Raw genomic sequence first — 20,221 nt, forward strand, 5'->3', positions numbered from 1 at the left:
ACAGGGGCCGGTATTCGGTGCCGACACCTTATCCTTCGGTCACAAGGGTCAAGAGGGGACGCATGCCCGAACAGCAAAAGGACGCCATGAGCGAAAGGCTTGCCGCGCTCTCCAAGGCAATCGACGAGAAAGTCAGTCATCTCAAGGAACACGGAGAGCTTTCCAGCCGGCATGCTTCCTATGTGGGAGACCTCAAGGAACGTCAGGCGGAATTGCGTGGCAAGCTCGAAGGGGCTGTCCATGACAACCATGTCTGGTCAGCGATCAAGAACGAGCTGGATCTGGATATCTCCTCGCTCTTTTCCGATTTCAGAAACTGGGTTGAGTATCTGGATACCGATTCCGGCGGGCGGAAATCCTGAAGCCTTCCGCCTCTTCGGCCGATCCCCGTCGCAGGTGATCACAGTTCGTGCAGCACATGGGCTGCGCGAACGGCAGCCGATGCCCGGTTCTCCACGCCGAGCTTGGCGTAGATCTGTTCCAGATGCTTGTTCACCGTGCGCGGGCTGAGGCCAAGGATATCGCCGATATCCCGGTTGGACTTGCCCTTGGCGATCCAAAGCAGCACTTCCGCTTCGCGCACGGTCAGTGAAAAGTGCTCGCGCAGGATCGCGTCCTGATTGGGGTGATCGGCGGTCGTGAGGCGGAAGAGATACTCATCCGCCCCGATCGACCCCAGATGGTGCAGCTGGATCTTCGCGCCATTGCCGATCTCCAGCGTCAGGGTTGCGCTCTGGCCGGGCGCGGTTTCCGCCGCCGTTGAGATCGAGCGCGCCAGTTCTCCCGCCACATGTTCCAGCATGTCATCCCGTCCGCTCATCGTTTTCAGGACTTGCTGGGCTTGCGGGGTGGACCATTGCACCCGGCCCGAGGGGGCCACCGCCAGCAGGTGACGCCCGGCAGCGTCCAGCGCGATGCGGGCATTCTGCACTGAGCGGGCATTCGCCAGATGCACCCGGATGCGGGCCTGCAATTCATCGATGTCGATGGGCTTGGTGAGATAGTCCACGCCGCCCGATTCAAGCGCGTGGACAACGTGTTCCGTTTCCGTCAGGCCGGTCATGAAGATCACGGGCACATGGGCGAGCGCGCTGTCGGCCTTGATGTTCCGGCAGGTCTCGAAACCGTCCATCCCCGGCATCACCGCATCCATCAGCACCATGTCCGGGGTGACGCGGCTCGCGATGGAAAGCGCCGCCTCGCCGCTGGTGGCGACCAGAACCGTCACGCCCGCCTTTTCCAGCGCGCTCGTCAGAAAGCCCAGCGTGTCGGGGGAATCATCGACGACCAGTACGATGTCGCGCTGGTCGGTTGCGTTACTCGACATGGTCCAGCCCCTCCAGCGTTTGCGCGTAGCCGGCAAAGTCAAAGACCTGCAAATGGCTGCGCAGCGTTTCAACGATCATCCGGTTCTCAGGCACTTGCGCCAGTTCATCCAGCTTTGCCTCGATCCCGCGCACATAGCCGATCTCGCCAAGGTTGATCAGATCGCGCACTGTTCGCGCGCTGAGCTTCACATGCTTCCTCTCAGCCCCGCCATCTCCGGTCGGTTTCGCGGGTCCGTTCCCGGTCGCGCGTACATTTTCCTCGGCCAGTTGGTCGGCGTCGAGCCACGCGATATCGAGGTGCTTGCCGAGCTTTTCCAGCAACTGGCGGATATCGAAGGGTTTGGCAAGCGTATCGTCGTGGCGCGCCGTCTCGTCGATTGTCGTCGCCCCGTCTCCGATATTGGCCGACAGCATGATGGCGGGCGCGGAATGGCCGAGTGCGCGCAGGCGGGCAAGCAGATCCCAGCCGGTCATGCCGGGCATGGAGATGTCGAGCAGGAAGCCATCCGGGGTCAAACCGTCAACCAGCGCCAGCGCCATCGGCCCGTCTTCGGCCGTGAGCACGGTGAAGCCCAGCGGGTGAAGGATCTCGCGCATCAGCTCACGGTGATCGGCATTGTCATCGACCACAACGACCGTGCGTCTCCTTCCCGCATAACCGGCGATGGGCCGGTCTGCAGGTTTCACGGGAGAGGCCACGGCGGCCAGCATCAGGCGGACGCGAAAGACCGAGCCCTTGCCGCGTTCGCTTTCAAGCGCGATGTCGCCGCCCAGCGTTTCCGACAGGAGCTTGGTGATGGTGAGACCGAGGCCGAGGCCCGGCGTCAGGGATTTCGCGTCTTCCTCGCCGCGCCCGAAGGGTTCGAAGATCTTGGCCTGATCGGCCTCGCTGACGCCGCGCCCGGTGTCGCGCACGGTGAAGGTGGCGACCTGTGAGCGATAATCGACATCGAGCGCGATGCTGCCGGTTGCCGTGAACTTGATGGCGTTGGAGAGCAGATTGACGAGGATCTGGCGCAGCCGCTTTTCATCCGTGCGCACGAAGGCGGGCAGGTTGGGCGCGCGGGTGTAGTGAAAGGCGAGTTGCTTGGCGGCCGCCTGCGGGCGGAACATGTCCACGATCTGGTCGAGAAAATCGTGAATGTTGATTTCGTTGGAATAGACCCGAAGCCGCCCGGCCTCGATGCGGGAAATATCGAGAAGGCCGTCGATGAGGCCGGAAAGATGTTCCGCGGAGCGGCGGATCACCTTGAGCCCGGCATCCGTCTGGACGGGATTGTCGTCGGCGCGTTCCAGAACCTGCGCATAACCCAGAACGGCATTGAGTGGGGTGCGCAATTCATGGCTGAGACCGACCACGTAACGGCTCTTGGCGTTGTTGGCGGCCTCAGCCGTTTCCTTGGCCCGCTGCAGGGCGGCGTCGGTCTTGCGGTGGGCCTCGATTTCCTTGAGCAGCAGCGCGTTCTGGCGCAGGGATTCCTCCTCCGCCACATGGCGCGTGTCGTGGGCGAGCACGAGAAACCACGTTGCGATGCCGGTCACCAGCGCGAAGATGAAGAAGATCAGCGTCACGGTCTGGCCGACCAGCCCGGCCTCATCCGGCTGGCTTGCGACCGCCCGATGATAGATCACGAAGAGCAACAGGCCGATGGCGGCGATGGCGAGCGTGCAGGTGAGCGCATAACGGCCAAGCCGGGTCGCGAATTTCTGAAGCATCCAGGCCGGAAGCAGGCGGGCTGCGACGGAGCCGACCTGATGGGCCATCCGCGCCTGCGGCTTGCACAGGTCATGACAGCGCGCATCCAGCGAACAGCATAGCGAGCAGATGGGCTGTTGATAGGCCGGGCAATAGGCCATGTCTTCCGGCTCGAAGGCGTTTTCGCAGATCGAACAGGTAAGCGCATCGCGCGACTGCCAGTGGCGGCGGGGCTTGCGCGCCAGATAGAAACGTCCGCGCGTGACAAACGCGATCAGCGGGGCGGTGACATAGGCGATGGCCATCGCCATGAAGGTGGACAGGGCCGCCGCCGTCTCGCCGAAATGGCCGTAATGGGCAATGAGCGCGACGGTCGCCGCCAGCAGCATGGCGCCGGTGCCTACCGGATTGATGTCATGGAGATGGGCGCGCTTGAACTCGATGCCCGGCGGCGCGAGGCCCAGCGGCTTGTTGATGAAAAGGTCGGCTGAAATCGCGGAAAGCCAGGCCATGGCAATGATGGAAAAGACGCCGAGCGTTTCTTCCAGAAGCCGGTAGATGCCAAGTTCCATCAGGAGGAGCGCAATCGCCACGTTGAAGAGCAGCCAGACCACGCGGCCCGGATGGCTGTGGGTGAGGCGGGAGAAGAAATTCGACCAGGCGAGCGAGCCCGCATAGGCGTTCATGACGTTGATCTTGAGTTGCGAGATGACCACGAAACAGGCCATCAGCAACATGGCTGCGCTCGGCCATGGCAACATGTAGCCGAAGGCGACCGCATACATGCGCGAAGGCTCGGCTGCGTGATCGGCGGGAATGCCGGAGGCAAGGGCGAGGACTGCGAGGAAGGATCCCGCCAGCATTTTCGGCGCCCCGAGAACGACCCATCCCGGGCCTGCCAGAAAGCGCGCGATCCGATGGCGCTTGCTGGAAACGTCTGTCGCGGGGAGGAAGCGCAGGAAATCGACCTGTTCGCCGATCTGCGCCATCAGCGCCAGGATGACGGCGGAGGCCGCGCCGAATTGCACAAGATCGAGCCCGGCAAAGCCGAGGCCGGAGGGCACGTGCGGCTTTGTTCCCGCAAAATCCAGCCATTGGCCGAACATGCCCCAGTCCGCCCATGCGATGAAGGCGAAGGGGGCGATGTTGAGGATGATCCAGAAGGGCTGGGTAATGATCTGGAAGCGGCTGATCAGGGTGACGCCGTGGGTGACCAGTGGAATGACGGCCACGGCGGAGATGATGTAGCCGATCCACAAGGGCACACCGAGCGCATAGTCCAGCGCGCTCGACATGATCGAGGCTTCGATGGCGAAAAGGATGAAGGTGAAGCTTGCATAGATCAGCGAGGTGATGGTGGAGCCGATATAGCCAAAGCCCGCGCCGCGGGTCAGCAGGTCGATATCCACTCCGTGGCGGGTCGCGTAACGCGCGATGGGGATGCCGACGAAAAGCAGGACGAGGCTGCCGACCACAATGGCTGCGAAGGCGTTCACGGTGCCATAGGACAGCGTGATCGCTCCGCCGATGGCTTCCAGCGCGAGGAAGGAAATCGCGCCGATGGCGGTCTGGGAAATGCGTCGGCTGGAAAAACGCCGCGCCGATTTGGCGGTGAAGCGCAGGGCGTAATCTTCAAGGGTCTGGTTCGCAACCCACTGATTGTATTCGCGCCGGACCGGCAAAATGCGTTGGCGCGCGCTCATGTCTGTTGCCTCAAAAACAGTCAGCTGCCCAAAGTATTGGCTGCAATCGGAGGGCTATACCCGCAGGGAAGTAGGGAGATCGATGCTTCCTTGGACCGGGGATCCCTCCTTCCGATGCAGTAGCACTCTTCATGCCACTGCAGAAAACCGGCCATGCGCCGAGGCATTCCGGCAATCAATTCGATTTCCAGCATGTGAGGTCCATTGGGTGTGGGGCGCAAGACTTGCGCGAAACGCGCATGCACCTACGTCAATCGACGTATACGGCACTGCACAATTCCGGCGGATGATGCCTGTCGATGGTAGCCGAGTGCCCGCGAAGGTTCCTGTGGAACGGGGGGAAGGCGCTGCCGAAAACCGACTATGGGGGACTACCAAAATGGCAACCAGCGTTGCGACAGGCATGAACAAGCTCCGCCGCACGATCGGCGCGACGGCTGTGGCCGGCATGATGGCGTCGTCGCTGTCGGCGGGTCTTACCACCACCGCGATGGCGCAGGAGGACACGATCAAGGTCGGTATCCTGCACTCGCTTTCCGGCACCATGGCGATCTCCGAGACCACCCTCAAGGACGTCATGCTGATGCTCATCGAGGAGCAGAACAAGAAGGGCGGCGTGCTCGGCAAGAAGCTTGAGGCGGTTGTCGTCGATCCGGCCTCCGACTGGCCGCTCTTTGCGGAAAAGGCCCGCGAGCTGATCTCCGTCAACGAGGTTTCCGCGGTCTTCGGCTGCTGGACTTCCGTGTCGCGCAAGTCCGTTCTGCCGGTCTTTGAAGAGCTGAATTCCGTCCTCTTCTATCCCGTCCAGTATGAGGGGGAGGAGTCCCAGCGCAACGTCTTCTATACCGGGGCGGCTCCGAACCAGCAGGCCATCCCGGCGGTCGATTACCTGATGAACGAGGAAGGTGTGGAGCGCTGGGTTCTGGCGGGCACCGACTATGTCTATCCGCGCACGACCAACAAGATCCTTGAGGCCTATCTGAAGGCCAAGGGCGTTGCCGCCGAAGACATCATGATCAACTACACGCCCTTCGGTCATTCCGACTGGCAGACCATCGTCTCCGACATCAAGACCTTCGGCTCGGCAGGCAAGAAGACCGCTGTGGTCTCCACCATCAATGGCGACGCCAATGTCCCCTTCTACAAGGAGCTGGGCAATCAGGGCGTGAAGGCCGAGGACATCCCCGTGGTGGCCTTCTCCGTGGGTGAGGAAGAACTCGCCGGTCTCGATACCGCGCCGCTTGTCGGTCACCTTGCCGCCTGGAACTATTTCCAGTCCGTCGACACCGACGTCAACGCCGAGTTCATCGACGCCTGGCACGCCTTCATCAAGGACGAGGAGCGCGTCACCAACGATCCCATGGAAGCCCACTATATCGGCTTCAACATGTGGGTGAAGGCGGTCGAGAAGGCGGGTTCCACCGATCCGGACGCGGTCATCGATGCGCTCGTCGGCGTAACTGTTCCCAACCTGACTGGTGGCTATTCCGCGATGATGCCGAACCACCACATCACCAAGCCGGTGCTGATCGGCGAAATCCAGGACGATGGCCAGTTCCAGACCGTCTACGAGACCGCCGGTCTTGTGCCGGGCGATGCCTGGTCCGACTACCTGCCGGACTCAGCCGACCTGATCTCCGATTGGCGCGCTCCAATGTCTTGCGGCAACTTCAATGTCGCGACCGGCAAGTGCGGCGGAAAGGGCGAATGATCCCCTCCTGATCCCGAGCTGATCAAACCAACACTTCCGGTGGCGCATCCGAAAGGCGCGCCACCGGGAAAAGACGGGACAAGAGCGGCTCTGTTGACCGCTCTTTCGCGTCCGATGCGTTCAGGGGAAGTCGCGCCATCATGTTCAATCCACGATCGTTCATTTCCGCACTGGCCTTCGCCTTCGCTGCATTGGCGGTGAGCGTCGGGGGAACCGGCTCGACCATGGCGCAGGAAAAGCCCGCGTTGCGCGCGCTCCTCAACGAGTTGCCGAACGGGCGCTATGACGACACCGAGCGCCAGATCGAGGCGATCGCGGCCACCGGCGACGAGGCCGCCGTGCCCGCCCTTCAGGCACTGGGCTCCAATGATCTCATGGCGCGCAAGTCCGACGGCGTCGTCTTCATCGTGAAGAAGGCCGGACGCGACTATCTGCTTTTCGATGCGATTACCGGTGAGGCCGCAGGCGAAGCGGGCCGCCGCGAGATGGCGCGCATCAAGATCAACAATCGGCTTCGGCGCGCCATCAAGGCCGCGCTCGGAACGCTGACCCTGATGTCCTCCAATCCGGAGCGCCGGATGCGCGCGGCGGAACAGGTTTTCAAGGCGCGTGATCCGGAGGCCATCGAGACGATCGACGAGGCGCTGGGCGTGGAGAAGGATGCGACGATCGCAGGCCTCTTGCGCGAGGCCCGTGCGGCGGCGGTTCTCGCTTCCGATGCGTCCGAGGCCGACAAGATCGACGCTGTGGCTGTCATTGCCGCGCGCGGCGATCAGGAAGCGCGCGGCATTCTTGCCGCCACCGCGGACAGCTCCGAAGGAGACCTGAAGGCCGCCGCCGCCCGCGCGCTGGGCAAGGTGGATCAGGTCCTCGCCATGTGGGGCGCAGCGCAGAATGTCTGGTACGGGCTGTCGCTCGGCTCCGTGCTGCTGCTGGCGGCCATCGGGCTTGCCATCACTTTCGGTGTGATGGGGGTCATCAACATGGCCCATGGCGAGATGGTGATGATCGGGGCCTACACGACGTTTGTCGTGCAGGAGATCATTCGCACCTCAGCGCCCTGGCTTTTCGACGCCTCGCTCGCGATCGCTCTGCCGCTGGCCTTCCTGATCGCAGGCGGCGTCGGTGTGGCGCTGGAGCGTTTCGTCATTCGCTTTCTCTATGGTCGTCCGCTTGAAACGCTGCTGGCGACTTGGGGCATCTCGCTGATCCTGCAACAGGCGGTGCGCACGATTTTCGGCGCGAACAATCGCGAGGTCGGCAATCCGGGCTGGATGTCGGGCCTGACGGAGATCGGCGGGTTGACGATCACCTATAACCGGCTCTGGATCATCGTCTTCTCGCTGGTGGTTTTCGCGGTTCTGATCGGTGTCTTGAAGAAGACGCGTTTCGGGCTCTACACCCGTGCGGTCACCCAGAACCGGCGCATGGCAAGCTCCATGGGCATTCGCACACCCTGGGTGGATGCGATGACCTTCGGGCTCGGCTCCGGCATTGCGGGCATCGCGGGCGTGGCGCTTTCCCAGATCGACAACGTCTCGCCCAATCTCGGCCAGAGCTACATCATCGACAGCTTCATGGTCGTGGTCTTTGGCGGGGTCGGAAACCTCTGGGGCACGCTTGTGGGCGCGATGACGCTTGGCGTCGTCAACAAGTTCCTTGAACCCTATGCAGGCGCGGTGCTCGGCAAGATCCTCGTGCTCGTCTTCATCATTCTTTTCATCCAGAAGCGTCCGCGGGGCCTGTTCGCCCTCAAGGGCCGGGCGGTCGAGGCATGATCACTTCCTTCATCCTGCGCGCCATCGATGGTCGGGGTGCTATTTTTCTGGTCCTGCTCGCCGCCTTCGCGGTGGCGGTTCCTGCCGGAAACCTGCTCTTTGCGCCCGACCATCCGCTGCATGTGCCGACCTATGCGGTGAGCCTTCTGGGCAAATACATGTGTTATGCGGTGCTGGCGCTCTCGGTCGATCTGGTGTGGGGCTATTGCGGCATTCTCTCGCTCGGCCACGGGGCGTTCTTCGCGCTCGGCGGTTATGCGATGGGCATGTATCTGATGCGCCAGATCGGGGCGCGCGGCGTCTATGGCAACCCGGACCTGCCGGATTTCATGGTGTTCCTCAACTGGAAGGAACTGCCCTGGTACTGGTACGGCTTCGACAGCTTTCCCTTCGCTTTCGCCATGGTGGCGATCGTGCCGGGGCTGCTGGCCTTCGTCTTCGGCTGGTTCGCCTTCCGCTCACGGGTCACCGGCGTCTATCTCTCTATCATCACGCAGGCCATGACCTATGCGCTGCTGCTGGCATTTTTTCGCAATGACATGGGCTTTGGCGGCAATAACGGCCTGACCGACTTCAAGGACATCCTCGGCTTCTCGGTCCAGGCGGAGGGCACGCGTGCGGCGCTGTTCTTCGCCACGGTGGTGGCTGTCGCACTAGGCTTTCTCATCGCCCGCGCGGTCACGCGTTCCAAGCTCGGCAAGGTGCTGGTGGCGGTGCGCGATGCGGAAAGCCGGACGCGGTTCCTCGGCTACCGGGTGGAACACTACAAGCTCTTCGTGTGGGTGCTCTCGGCGATGATGGCAGGCGTTGCGGGTGCGCTCTACGTGCCGCAGGTGGGCATCATCAATCCCGGCGAATTCGCGCCTGCCAATTCCATCGAGGTCGTGATCTGGGTGGCGGTCGGCGGTCGCGGCACACTGGTGGGGGCCGTCCTGGGGGCAGTGCTTGTTAATTTCGCAAAGACGTGGTTCACCGCGGCCTTTCCGGAATTCTGGCTCTTCGCGCTGGGCGGCCTTTTCGTGGCGGTGACGCTGTTCCTGCCCAGGGGCATCGTCGGCACGGTCGGTCAGGGCTGGAGCGTTCTTCGCCAGCGCAGGCTTTCGGCTCGCACGGAAGCGGGCACGGACGAGAGCCTGATGGAGACCGGGGCTGTCGGCGGCATGAAACATCAGGCGGCGGAGTGACATGATGCTGGCGCAGGCTTCCAACTCGGTTCTCTATCTCGATGGTGTCTCCGTCTCGTTTGATGGCTTCAAGGCACTCAACTCGCTGTCGCTGGTTCTTCAGCCGGGCGAGATGCGGGCGATCATCGGGCCCAACGGGGCGGGCAAGACCACGATGATGGACGTCATCACCGGCAAGACGCAGCCGGATGTGGGCGAAATCTATTTCGACGGCGCGGTCGATCTGACGAAGCTCGACGAGGCGGAGATCGCTGAACTCGGCATCGGGCGGAAGTTCCAGAAGCCCACGGTCTTTGAAAGTCACACCGTGCTCGACAATCTGGAACTGGCGCTGAAGACCCCGCGGGGACCGTTTTCGACGCTGTTTCATCGGGCCAGCAGCGAGGAGAGGGCCCGCATCGACGGTCTTCTGGAACAGATCCGGTTAACGGATCGGCGCGATGAACTGGCCGCCAATCTCAGCCACGGCCAGAAGCAATGGCTGGAGATCGGCATGCTGTTGGCGCAGGACCCCAAGCTGATGCTCGTCGATGAACCGGCCGCCGGCATGACGGATGCGGAGACGGCGGAAACCGCGACCATGCTGAAGGAAATCAACAAGACCCGCTCCGTCGTGGTGGTGGAACACGACATGACCTTCGTGCGCGATCTGGGCGTCAAGGTCACGGTCCTGCACGAGGGCTCGGTTCTGGCGGAAGGCGCGCTCGATCACGTCTCCGCCGATCCAAGGGTCGTGGAAGTCTATCTGGGGCGGTAGGTGCATGCCGGATTTCGGGGCGTCGAAATCGGCTGACGGGGAAAGACGATGCTGAGCGTTGAGAACATCGATCTCTATTATGGAGCCGCGCAGGCGCTCAAGGGCGTTTCGCTCACCGCGGAAGCGGGCAAGGTGACCTGCCTGATGGGGCGCAACGGCGTGGGCAAGACGTCCACGCTGCGCGCCATTGTCGGCCAGCACCCGGTTTCAAAGGGCATGATCAAGCTGGAAGGGGAGACGATCACCTCTCTGTCGCCCTATCGTCGTGCGCGAAAGGGCATCGCCATCGTGCCCCAGGGGCGCGAGATCTTCCCGCTTCTGAGCGTGAAGGAGAATCTGGAAACAGGTTTCGCCGCCACGTCGGAAAAGACGATCCCGGAAAGCGTGTTCGAACTTTTTCCCGTTCTGAAAGACATGCTGCGCCGTCGCGGAGGCGATCTCTCCGGCGGTCAGCAGCAGCAGCTCGCCATTGGACGTGCGCTGGTCACCAGGCCCAAGCTTCTGGTGCTGGATGAGCCGACGGAGGGCATTCAGCCCTCCATCATCAAGGATATCGGGCGCGCCATCGAATGGCTGCGCGATCAGGGCACCATGGCGATCGTTCTGGTGGAGCAGTATTTCGAATTCGCCCGCGATCTGGCCGACACGTTCGCGGTGATGGATCGCGGCGAGGTCGTCCTGCAGGGCACACGGGAGGCGATGGTGGAAAGCGAGATGCGGGCACATCTGACGGTTTGAACGACAATTGTGCCCGGGCCTGCCGTTGCGGCGGGGAGGGGCCCCGCAGAAACGGGTGCCCTTCGAAAGATTGCCGATGCGGCCAATTCGCAACCATTTTTGTAAACCATTAACGTAAACTCCACTCAGATTCGCTCTCGATGGAGTTACGTGTGAAACGCATCCTCGTCGGCGCTGCCGGTATACTCTTGCTGCTCTTGATAGTGGCCCTGGTGATCCCCTTCTTTCTTCCCAAGGACGCGATCAAGCGTCAGATCGTGGCGGAAATCGAGGGTGCGACGGGCTGGCGATTGCGGGTGGACGGGGCCGTCGGCATCAGCCTGCTGCCCTCCGTATCCCTTACTGCGCGCGATGTCGGGCTTTCCGGCGAGGCGGGGGCCGATGGCGTTGAATTCGCCAAGGTCTCCTCCATCAGCTTTGGCCTGTCGCTGGGGGCATTGCTCGGCGGCAATGCGCATATCACCGGCATCACGCTGCGCGAGCCGCGTATCCTTCTGGAGACCGACGCGGCCGGCCGCACGAGTTGGGCGCCGCGCCGTACGCTGAGTGATCTGATCGAGGAATCCCTTTCGAGCGATCTTCCGGCACCAGGGTCAAGCCAGGCAGATGACGGCGCGCGCCGGATCTTGCCGCCCGCACCGGGCGAGGAACGCACCGTCGCGCAAGAGGCCATGCCGGCGGAGCAGGCCGGCGACGATCTCGCCTCCTTGTTGCGCCGTGTGCGGGTCGATGACCTGTCCATCGTCGATGGAAGTCTTGTCTTTTCCGATTTGCGAAGCGGGCAGGCGACCCGCATCACCGCGATCAACACCTCTCTGGCCCTTCCCTCTCCGGATGAACCGGCGCTGCTTGCCGGCAGCTTCGGGTGGCAGGAGCGGACGTTCGAGGTGGAGGCAGAACTCGGTTCCCCAATCGCGCTCGTCCAGCAGCGCCCCAGCGAAATCTCCGCCAAGCTCTCCAGCGACTTCGGTACGGCGACCGTTTCCGGGCGCATCGCCGCCCAGCCGTTTTCCGGCACGTTGCGCATCGGACTTTCCGGCGACAGTCTGAACGAGGCGCTCGCCGCATTGGGGGCTGCCGCGCCTGGCGGAAGGGACCTTGGCGCCTATGATCTTGCGGCGACCGCCGATGTGCAGCCCGAACGGATTACCATCGAGGATTTTTCACTCGCCGCCGCCGACAGCAAGGCGACCGGACGCGCTGTCGTCGATACCGGTGCGGCGGAACCGGTGGTCACGGCCAGCATTGCGATGGACACGCTGGATCTGACCCGCTTCGGTGTGACCGGGCTCGATCCGGCCGCGGGGCGGCTTGAGGCATTCACGCTCGATTTCGCGCTCGACGGCCTTGCCCGGCCCGCGACCGCGAAGGGAGGCTTCCTGTGGAACGGCGAGCGGTTTGACATTTCGGGCTCGGCCGCACCGGAACCGCTCATGGCGGGCGATCCCGCGCCCGTTGAGGTCGCGGTTGCAAACCGGCATCTGACGGTCGGCGCGCGCGGAAATCTCACCGGCGGCGCGTTTGACGGCAAGCTCTCTCTTGAAACCGCGAACCTGCGGGACATGATGGCCTGGCTGGGGTCCCCCCTGCCTCCGGGCAACGGCCTCAAGGCCTTTGCGGTTGCAGGCAAATTCTCCGGGTCTGCGGATGGGGTTGCCTTCCGGCAGACGCGGATTTCACTTGATGGCACCGTTGGGGATGCGGAAGGCGAGCTTTCCCTGGGCGGTGCACGGCCCAGGGTCAGTGCTTCTCTCAGCCTCGATACGCTGGTGCTCGATCCCTATCTGGGCGGGGGCGGCTCGGCCCGATCCGCTGGCGGAAACGGCGGTGGACGGTCAGCTGGCGGCAATGGCGGAGCACAGGCTTCCGGCTGGAGCACCGAGCGCATCGATTTTTCCGGCTTGAAGTCGGTCGATGCCGATCTCGCGATCTCTGCATCCTCGATCCGCTGGGACAAGCTGACGATCGGCCAGAGCAAGCTGACGGTCGCGATTGCGGGCGGCAAGCTCAAGGCGGATCTCAATCCGCTCAATCTCTATGATGGTGCTGCGTCGGGCACGGTGCGGATTGACGGGACCTCCGCCCAGCCCACCGTTGCGGCGTCTTTCTCGCTGGAACGGCTGGAAGCGCATCCTTTCTTGCGCGATCTGGCGGATTTCCGCGCACTTCATGGCAAGACGGCGATCACCTTCGATGTAACGACGGCGGGCGCCAGTCAGGCGGCGCTTGCCTCGGCGCTTTCCGGCAAGGCATTGGTGAAGTTCACGAACGGCTCCCTTCGCGGCATCAACATTCCGTCGATGGTGCGCAATCTCTCCGCGCAGACGCTTCTGGGCTGGGGCGATACGGGCGACGAACAGGCGACCGATTTCAGCGAGCTTTCCGCCAGTTTCGATATCGCCAATGGCGTGGCTTCCACCAGCGATCTGAGGCTGCTTGGCCCGCTGGTGCGTGTCACCGGTGGCGGCAGGACCGATATCGGCCGTCAGACCCTCGATTGGCGTGTGGAACCGCGGATTGTGCCGACGCTTGAGGGGCAGGGAAATTCCGCGGAGATGGTCGGCCTCGGCGTTCCGGTGGTGATCAAGGGAAGCTGGGCCAATCCGCGGATCTATCCCGATATCAAGGGCATTCTTGAAAACCCGGCCGAAGCCTACAAGCAGCTTCAGTCCGTCGGTGGCGGTCTTCTGGATCTGGTCAAGAAAAACCCCGCCAAGGCGGTCGAGAACACGGTGAAACAGCTCACCGGCGAAGGCATCGACATCAACAAGGTCATGGATGGCGAGATCGACGACGATGCTGTCTTGAAGACCATCGAACAGGGCTTCAAGGTCGCGCCGAACCTGTTCGGGATCGGCAAAAAGAAGAAGCAGTAGGCGCGGGGGCTTTCAGGCCTCCGCCTCGATGGCTTCCATGTCCTCGTCTGACAGGCCGAAATGATGCCCGATCTCGTGGATCAGCACGTGGGTGATGATCGCTCCGAGGCTTTCGTCATAGCCTGCCCAGTAGTCGAGGATCGGGCGGCGGAAAAGCCAGATCCGGTTGGGTTGCTGGCCGGTGAAGGTCTCACCGCCGGTCTGGGCGAGCCCCACGCCTTCAAACAGCCCGAGCAGGTCGAATTCGTCCTCCGCGCCAACGCTTTCCAGCATGATGTCGGTCGGGAATTCGTCGATTGCGATAACGATCCCGTCGCATTGCGCGCGGAATTCTTGCGGCAGAGCTTCGAAGGCTTCGTGGGCGATGTCGCGAAAGGTTGCGAGATCGGGGGCTGTGGCGCTGGACCAGTGGGAAGCGTTCATGGGCAATCCTGATGGTTGCGTCGCGCGGACGGTGTGCGTCAGAGCCTAGAAATAGGTCGCAACCAGATAGATCACCAGTCCTATGGCGAAGACGAAGCCAAGACTGCGGCCGATGCGGGTGCCCCAGATCTCGATCGGGTCGTCCTCGGCTTGCTTGTCGCGGGCTGAAAAATGATCGCGTGTGCGCTCGGCCACGCGGGTGAAGGACGACGTGCCGAGGGTTTCGCTGTCGCCCTGCACACGCTCAAGCGCCTGTTGAGCCTCTCGCTCGCGTACGGCTCTCTCGTCCTCGCGCTTTCCCATCGCTCCTCCCCAAGTGCCTGGATGTCCCCTAGGCGCGGCGTCCCCTTGCCAGTGCCGCCCAGAATGCGATGGCCGCAAGTCCGGCGGAGGTGAGTACATTCCATCCAGCAAAGCTGAGCCCGAGAATGCGCAACTGCACATCGGTGCAGCTCACGATCTTGATCGTCTGAAGCGAATTGAGAAGGCTTGCCGCGTCATTGACACCGCCACCGCCATCTCCGCTGCAATCGAGGGGGCCGGGCCAGAAGCCCCATTCCGCGCCCGCCTGATAGGCGCCCACGCCGCCGCCATAGATCATCAGCAGGGCAAAGGCGATCAGCAGAAGCCGAACCAGCGGCGTCTTGTCTGGGGCTTTCCAGGAGACCAGCAGGGCGAGCAGTGCGAGCGGCGCGCCGGCATAGTAGGGAATGCGCTGTTCCAGACAGAGTTCGCACGGCATATAGCCGCCGATAAGCTGGAAGCTCCAGGCGCTCGACACGACAACGATGCTTCCCAGCGCGCACAGGCCCGAAACCAGAGGCAGGCGGTGTTCAAGGGCAAGCGCATAAAGGTCTCGGGGGCGTGTCATGAGGCGGTCCAGTTTCTTCACAGCAGCTTGATTGCCGCGAACCCGGCAATGAGCATGACCATAAAAACGGTAAAGACGAGGCCGAGGCGCTTTTCGATGAAATTCCGGATCGGCGGGCCGAACAGATAGAGCAGGCCCGCAACGAAGAAGAAGCGCACACCGCGGGCGATGATGCTGGCAATCGTGAAAACCGCGAGGTCGAGCCCGGTCGCACCGCTGGCGATGGTGATGACCTTGAAAGGGAAGGGCGTGACGCCTGCGATCAGCACCGCCCAGGCACCCCAGTCGTTATAGCGGGTCTTGAATGTTTCGAACGCGTCCAGATAGCCGTAGAAGGCAAGGATCGGTTCGGCGATCTGTGCAAACAGCAATGCGCCAATGGCATAGCCCGCGAGCCCTCCGGCGACGGATGTGATCGTGCACAGAAGGGCCAGCGTCCAGGCCTTCGTCCGCTCCGCCAGAACCATCGGGATCAGCAGCATGTCGGGCGGGATCGGGAAGATGGAGCTTTCCGCAAATGAAACCGCCCCCAGCGCCATCCTGGCGCGTGGTCCGGCAGCGAGCGACATGGTCCAGTCGTAGAGGCGTCGAAGCATGAAACGCTCTTTAGCCTCGGCGGGTCGGCAAGTCCATTGCCATGATCGTGAACGCGCGACGCAGTTGTGGTGCACGGTGTGCATTTCGCTGTGCAAGAGCGATTGACGCGGGCTCAGCCGCCGCTATAGTCGCGCTCGATTTCACGCTCGTGAAAGCCCCCGTGGCGGAATTGGTAGACGCGACGGATTCAAAATCCGTTGTCTTTGCGGACGTGCCCGTTCGAGTCGGGCCGGGGGCACCACGATCTGGCGTCTGTCTTAATCCCCCATCATTCCAGTCCTACCTTTCCTTGACGGATGGATCATCCATGCGCGGCGTATGTCTGCGCGTGTTTGCGACAGGTCTTGGGACAGACCTTGGGACAGGGCTTTCGGGCAAAGCGTCTGCAATGAAAAACGGCGGGAATGCTCCCGCCGTTTTTCATTGGCACGACATGGGGCGTGGGCGATCTCTAGCCGAGTCCTTTTTCCATGACGCGCGCCAGGCGGTCCGCAAAGGCTGCGGGATCCGAGGGGCGTTCGCCGTCCAGAATGCGGGCCTGATCGAAGAGAAGCCAGGACGCATCCTCGGTAAAGGCCTTGGCCGACGCATCATCCAGATGACCGGCCAGCGCCTTGACCAGCTCGTGGCGGGGGTTCATTTCGAGAATGGGCTTGGAACCGGCCCCACCGGGCGCGCCGTCGCGGCGGCTCATCAGCTTCTCGAACTGGCGGTCGGGCCCGCCTTCCGGGGCGACAAGGCAGACAGGGCTTTCCGCGAGGCGCGAGGAAATGCGCACATCGCTCACCGAATCACCCAGCGTTTCTTTCACGTAAGCGACGAGGGCGGCGACATCCGCCTTGGTGTCAGGTTCGTCGGTGTCCTTCTTGTCCGCCTCTTCGGGCATCGGGATGGCGTCAAGATCGGCCGCACCTTGGGTGATGGAGCGGAAGGGCTTGCCGTCATAGCCAAGGGCCACCTGCACCCAGAAGGCATCGACCGGGTCGGACAGCAGCAGCACCTCCACGTCACGGGCGCGGTAACCTTCAAGCTGCGGGCTCGCCTTCACAGCTGCCTCGTTGTCGCCGATGGCATAGAAGATCTGGGTCTGGTTTTCCTTCAGATCGGCGACGTATTCGGCCAGCGTGCGCCAACCGTCACCGCTGCGGGTGGTCTTGAAGCGGGTCAGCGCCAGAAGCTTGTCGCGGCGCTCGAAATCCTCATAGAGGCCTTCCTTGATGACCGGACCGAAGGTCTCCCAGATCTTGATGTATTTCTCCGCATCATTGTCGGCGAGCTTCTGGAGTTCCGACAGCACACGGTTGGTGACGCCCTTGCGAATCGCCTCAAGAACCGGGTTGGACTGCAGCATTTCGCGCGACAGGTTGAGCGGAAGGTCCTGCGAATCGACCACGCCGCGCACGAAACGCATATAGGCGGGCAGCAGCTCCACATCGTCGGCAATGAAGACGCGGCGGACATAGAGCTTCACGCGCCCCTTGCGGTCGGGATCGAAGAGATCGAAGGGCGTCATGGAGGGCACGAAGAGCAGCACGGAATACTCGTGCCGGCCTTCCGCGCGGTAGTGCAGGGTCAGGGCCGGGTCGTCGAACTGGCGTGAGACGTGATTGTAGAATTCCTTGTACTCGTCCTCGCTCACCTCGGACTTGGAGCGTGCCCAAAGGGCGGAACCGTCGGCGATCTCGCGTTCCACGATCTTCGGGGCGGCATCCGTGTCCGCCGTTTCGGCCTTGTCTTCGCTCTCTGCGGCCTCGGCCTCATCCGTGTCCGCAGGCGCTTCGGTGGCGAGCACGATCGGCACGGGTACGTGGGCGGAATATTCGCGCACGATGCGTTCGATCTCATAGGCCTCGGCATAGGACCTGGCATCCTCGGCCAGGTGCAGGATCACGCGCGTGCCACGGGCGGGCGCCGTCTCAAGATCGGCGGGCTCCACGGTGAAGCTGCCCTGTCCGTCGGAGCGCCAGACCCAGGCTTCATCGGAACCTGCGGCGCGGCTCACCACGTCCACATTGCTTGCCACCATGAAGGCGGAATAGAAGCCGACGCCGAACTGGCCGATCAGGGCCTGGCCGTCTTTCGCCTCACCGAGGTTTTCCAGGAAGGCTCGGGTTCCGGAGCGCGCGATGGTGCCGAGATTGCCAATCAGCTCCTCGCGGCTCATGCCGGTGCCATTGTCGCAAATGGTCAGCGTTCCGGCAGCCTTGTCCGTCTCCAGGCGAATGCGGAACCCCTCGTCGCCCTCGATGAGTTTCGGCTCCGTCAGCGCCTGCTGGCGCAGGCGTTCGCAGGCATCGGCCGCGTTGGAAATCAGTTCGCGCAGAAAGATGTCCTTGTTGGAATAGACTGAATGCACCATCAGGTGCAGCAGGCGCGCGACTTCGGCCTGAAATTCGTGTGTCTGGGGCGTCGCTTCCGCGGTTCCGGCGCTTTTGTTCATCCCGGTTTCTCCCTCATCCTTTTCGCAAAACGTTGCTGAAAACCGTCAATTGCCCGTCGCGAAGCGGTCCGCGCCATGGCGGGGCAGATATTGGGGGTTTTGCGATGAGGTTCAAGGCTGCGAAGCGCGCCCGTCATTGCCCCGTGGGCGGAACATGGCGCAGGGCAAGCCGGAAAGGGCCGGAGAGAAGACGTTCACAGCGAAGCCGGACAATAAAAAGGGCCGGAAAAACCGGCCTTTCAAGATGCGTCAGGTGGCCCGGTCCATTACCAAGTCCCCGGGGGGCTGGGGGGCTGAAAAATCCGAAGTCTCGGCAGAACCGGGCCGTCTGAGGCAACGATTGAACTATGTTTGCCCAAAGTGTCGTCGCAAGGGCGGCATTGGGGCAAAAATATGAATTTCATTTCTCTGGCTAAAACATCGTGGGAAAGCCGGATCGACTGACGATGGTCTTCCTTGTTCCGCAAAGGTACAGGGGTGGGGCGCGCGGTGCGACACGCGGCGTCGTTTTTGGGCGCTTGGCGCTTGCCACAGGGCTGCGCGCTGCGCATCATGTTTGTGTGACGGCTCAGCGTCCCGTCAGCAGGTTCTTGCGGAAAACAACTGATTTTCGTGCAAGAGGACTTGCTTTCGCGCGAAGCCGGGCCCGTCGCCAGACCTGGATGAAGACAGCGAGGGAGGCGTCATGAGCGAGGCCGAAGAAAGTCTGTCGATGCGCGGTGGAACGGTCCAGTCGACCTATTCGTCCCCATCCGCCGCGCCGAGCAAACCCGTTCCGGTTTCCATATCCTTCAACCGGCGGGAACTGAATCAGATCCTCAGGGTCTATGGACGAATGGTGGCGGACGGCGAATGGCGCGACTACGCCATGGACTTCCACAAAGACAAGGCGATCTTCTCGATCTTCCGACGAACCAGCGAAATGCCGCTTTATCGCATCGAGAAGGATCCCAAAAACGCCCGCAGGCAGGGGGCCTATTCGGTCGTTGCTGCGGGGGGGATGATCCTCAAGCGCGGTCACGACCTCGACAAGGTTCTGCGCGTCTTCGAGAAAAAGCGGCATCTCAGTCTGGTGTGAGCCTGACAAGTCGTTAGGATCGCGGGTTCCGCCTCCTCCCGATACCGGACCTTGCGTTCATGTCGCTGCGCCCGCCAAAACGTTTTTCCAACTCTTTCGACGCCGACCCGATCGAAAGGGCGCTGGAACACGAGGTTCTGGCGGAGAAGGCGTCCACGCTGGGGCGCCTGCAAAAGCGGCTTGAGAAGGCGCTTGCGCGGCTGGCGGACGGCACGGCCGACATGGCCGATGAGCAAGCATCGCACGATCCGCAATACGCGCGGGCGCTGGCGGAGGCCGGTGAAGCGCTTTGGTATGTGGTCATTCAGCGCGAATTGTGCGGGTTGCGGGTAAACGGTGCCTTTTACCGGGATTTCCAGGTCCCGAAGGCTGTCATCCTCGCCATGGGCCCAACCTCCGCATCGAAGCCACGACCCGTCGAATAAGCGCAAGCAGCTTCAGGCCGCCAGCGGATAGGCTTCCTCGATGAGATAAGGGCCACCGCCAGTGGAGGCTTTCGAAGAAAACAGCACGAAACGGCCTGCCGTGAAGGGCGGGGCCTGGAAATCGCCATGCATGGAAAGCCAGCGCGCCACTTCATCCGCGCTTGAGCCGCCGCGCAGGCGGCACAACGTCATGTGCGGGGTGAACTTGCGCCGTTCGGCCGGCAGGCCCAGGCGCTGGACGATGCGTTCCTGTTCCGCCTGAAGTTCGGCCAGCTCCGGCGTCGGCTCCACGCGGGCGAAGATCGAATGCGGCTTGTCCTTGCCAAAGGCATCGAGCCCGCCAAGCCGGATCTCGATGGGATCGCGGTGGATACGGCCCAGCGCGTCGGCGACTTCGTCGGCCAGCCTGTCCTCGATATCGCCAATGAAACGCAGGGTGATGTGATAATCGCCGCGCTCGATCCAGCGGGCGTTTCGCAATCCGCCAGAGAGCAACGACAATCTCATGCCGATATCGGCCGGAATCTCCAGGCCGGTAAAGAGACGCGGCATGGCTCCTCCTCCCGTTGCTTATCCGAGGTCAGTGTGAGGGAGGCGCAAGAGCGATGGCAAGTGC

17 protein-coding genes and 1 tRNA gene are annotated in these 20,221 nt (G+C 62.6%); 10 read left to right on the top strand and 8 right to left on the bottom strand.

Going from position 1 to position 20,221, the window contains the following annotated elements; all coding sequences use genetic code 11:
- The first annotated feature begins 62 nt into the window (after nt 1–62).
- Nucleotides 63–362, top strand: coding sequence for a hypothetical protein (locus ABGM93_RS15855; RefSeq protein ID WP_319774358.1), 300 nt, complete (start codon nt 63–65; stop codon nt 360–362).
- A gap of 38 nt (nt 363–400) precedes the next feature.
- Here ABGM93_RS15855 and ABGM93_RS15860 read toward each other — a convergent pair whose 3' ends face one another.
- Together ABGM93_RS15860 and ABGM93_RS15865 are read right to left on the bottom strand one after the other, a co-directional pair.
- Nucleotides 401–1,327, bottom strand: a complete 927-nt coding sequence (locus ABGM93_RS15860) for a response regulator transcription factor (protein ID WP_321501133.1) — start codon at nt 1,325–1,327, stop codon at nt 401–403.
- The gene (locus ABGM93_RS15865) at nt 1,317–4,727 is read right to left on the bottom strand and encodes an ATP-binding protein (protein WP_321501135.1); all 3,411 of its coding nucleotides are present in this window, start codon (nt 4,725–4,727) and stop codon (nt 1,317–1,319) included. Before ABGM93_RS15865 ends, ABGM93_RS15860 begins: the two co-directional genes overlap by 11 nt.
- A gap of 448 nt (nt 4,728–5,175) precedes the next feature.
- On the opposite strand from ABGM93_RS15865, the gene urtA reads away from it, so the two are divergent.
- From urtA to ABGM93_RS15895, 6 genes are all read left to right on the top strand, one after another.
- Entirely contained in the window at nt 5,176–6,438 is a 1,263-nt protein-coding gene (urtA, locus tag ABGM93_RS15870) for an urea ABC transporter substrate-binding protein (RefSeq protein WP_321334670.1), read from the top strand.
- 140 nt (nt 6,439–6,578) lie between these two features.
- On the top strand, nt 6,579–8,216 hold the full coding sequence (gene urtB / locus ABGM93_RS15875; protein ID WP_321501137.1) for an urea ABC transporter permease subunit UrtB: 1,638 nt from the start codon (nt 6,579–6,581) through the stop codon (nt 8,214–8,216).
- Nucleotides 8,213–9,400, top strand: a complete 1,188-nt coding sequence (urtC, locus tag ABGM93_RS15880) for an urea ABC transporter permease subunit UrtC (protein WP_321501139.1) — start codon at nt 8,213–8,215, stop codon at nt 9,398–9,400. Before urtB ends, urtC begins: the two co-directional genes overlap by 4 nt.
- Nucleotides 9,401–9,404: 4 nt before the next feature.
- Nucleotides 9,405–10,157, top strand: coding sequence for an urea ABC transporter ATP-binding protein UrtD (urtD, locus tag ABGM93_RS15885; RefSeq protein ID WP_321505955.1), 753 nt, complete (start codon nt 9,405–9,407; stop codon nt 10,155–10,157).
- Between the two features lie 48 nt (nt 10,158–10,205).
- Nucleotides 10,206–10,895, top strand: coding sequence for an urea ABC transporter ATP-binding subunit UrtE (gene urtE, locus ABGM93_RS15890; RefSeq protein ID WP_321501140.1), 690 nt, complete (start codon nt 10,206–10,208; stop codon nt 10,893–10,895).
- 152 nt (nt 10,896–11,047) lie between these two features.
- Nucleotides 11,048–13,771 carry an AsmA family protein gene (locus ABGM93_RS15895; protein WP_321501142.1) on the top strand — a complete coding sequence of 908 codons (2,724 nt, stop codon included), beginning with the start codon at nt 11,048–11,050 and terminating at the stop codon, nt 13,769–13,771.
- Nucleotides 13,772–13,783: 12 nt separating this feature from the next.
- On the opposite strand, the gene ABGM93_RS15900 is transcribed toward ABGM93_RS15895, so the two are convergent.
- From ABGM93_RS15900 to ABGM93_RS15915, 4 genes are read right to left on the bottom strand one after another with little or no spacing between them, the layout of a single operon-like run.
- Complete coding sequence (locus ABGM93_RS15900; RefSeq protein WP_321501144.1) at nt 13,784–14,194, bottom strand: metallopeptidase family protein; 411 nt, start codon at nt 14,192–14,194, stop codon at nt 13,784–13,786.
- Between the two features lie 45 nt (nt 14,195–14,239).
- A complete protein-coding gene (locus ABGM93_RS15905; protein WP_321501146.1) occupies nt 14,240–14,497 on the bottom strand; it encodes a hypothetical protein in 258 nt (85 codons plus the stop codon).
- A gap of 28 nt (nt 14,498–14,525) precedes the next feature.
- Entirely contained in the window at nt 14,526–15,065 is a 540-nt protein-coding gene (locus tag ABGM93_RS15910; RefSeq protein WP_321501148.1) for a disulfide bond formation protein B, read from the bottom strand.
- A 17-nt stretch (nt 15,066–15,082) separates the two neighbouring features.
- A complete protein-coding gene (locus ABGM93_RS15915) occupies nt 15,083–15,661 on the bottom strand; it encodes a YqaA family protein (RefSeq protein WP_321334022.1) in 579 nt (192 codons plus the stop codon).
- Between the two features lie 155 nt (nt 15,662–15,816).
- Between ABGM93_RS15915 and ABGM93_RS15920 the strand changes: the two genes are divergently transcribed.
- Nucleotides 15,817–15,903 (top strand) — tRNA-Leu (locus ABGM93_RS15920).
- A 210-nt stretch (nt 15,904–16,113) separates the two neighbouring features.
- Here ABGM93_RS15920 and htpG read toward each other — a convergent pair.
- Nucleotides 16,114–18,102 carry a molecular chaperone HtpG gene (gene htpG / locus ABGM93_RS15925; protein WP_321501150.1) on the bottom strand — a complete coding sequence of 663 codons (1,989 nt, stop codon included), beginning with the start codon at nt 18,100–18,102 and terminating at the stop codon, nt 16,114–16,116.
- A 712-nt stretch (nt 18,103–18,814) separates the two neighbouring features.
- Here htpG and ABGM93_RS15930 point away from each other — a divergent pair.
- Nucleotides 18,815–19,180, top strand: a complete 366-nt coding sequence (locus ABGM93_RS15930) for a DUF2794 domain-containing protein (RefSeq protein WP_321505957.1) — start codon at nt 18,815–18,817, stop codon at nt 19,178–19,180.
- Nucleotides 19,181–19,239: 59 nt separating this feature from the next.
- On the top strand, nt 19,240–19,605 hold the full coding sequence (locus tag ABGM93_RS15935; protein ID WP_321501152.1) for a DUF6665 family protein: 366 nt from the start codon (nt 19,240–19,242) through the stop codon (nt 19,603–19,605).
- 12 nt (nt 19,606–19,617) lie between these two features.
- On the opposite strand, the gene thpR is transcribed toward ABGM93_RS15935, so the two are convergent.
- Nucleotides 19,618–20,157 (bottom strand): RNA 2',3'-cyclic phosphodiesterase, encoded by a 540-nt coding sequence (gene thpR, locus ABGM93_RS15940; protein WP_319774346.1) that lies wholly within the window; start codon nt 20,155–20,157, stop codon nt 19,618–19,620.
- Between the last annotated feature and the right edge of the window lie 64 nt (nt 20,158–20,221).

This window comes from Breoghania sp., assembly GCF_963674635.1.
Taxonomy (GTDB): Bacteria; Pseudomonadota; Alphaproteobacteria; order Rhizobiales; family Stappiaceae; genus Breoghania.